Below are 620 nucleotides of genomic sequence, written 5' to 3'. Positions count from 1 at the left end.
TTGCGATTGTCGGGTTCGATTCGGAATCCGCCGGTCTTTCCGACTATATTATGGAAGAGCTTGCCGGCGCTCTGACAGGCAGCAAACTGCAGGTTGCCGACAGAACAAACCTTGCATACGTGCGCAAAGAGCTGCATTTGCATGCTTTCGGGAGACGTTGACGACAAATCCGCGCAGGCAATAGGCAAATTCGTCGGGGCGCAAGCGGTGATAACCGGGCAATTTATCGCAGCCGGAGACGCGTACCGCTTTCGGGCGCAGTCCGTACACGTTGAAAGCGCCGTGCGGAAAACGTCGACGCGGCTCGACGTGCAAAACACGGCGAAACTGCGAAGACTGCTCGCCGCGCTCAGGAACAGCAAGACGGTTTCCCGCGCCGCCGACTACGGCGCTGCGGAAAACGCCGCGCCGACTACCGCCGGCGCGTTTTTGGACAAAGGGCTTTTGTTCGCCGGGCGGGGAGAGTTTGACACCGCGATAGCGTTTTTTACGGACGCGATAAAGCTCGACCCGAATTATGCATCTGCCTACAATAATCGCGGCACTGCCTATGACGTCAAGGGCGCCTATGACCGCGCGAGAGCGGATTTGCCACAGGCAATAAAGCACGCCCCAGCTCT

At 58.4% G+C, this 620-nt stretch carries 1 protein-coding gene; it reads left to right on the top strand.

The window, feature by feature from the left end; genetic code table 11:
• Window positions 1-141: 141 nt before the first annotated feature.
• The coding region (locus tag AWU74_RS07370) for a tetratricopeptide repeat protein (RefSeq protein WP_162505016.1) at window positions 142-620 on the top strand (479 nt) is incomplete at its 3' end.

Source organism: Treponema endosymbiont of Eucomonympha sp. (assembly GCF_001028545.1).
The sequence above is the reverse complement of the archived record's forward strand: the minus strand, read 5'-3'. Positions and strand labels throughout refer to the sequence as shown.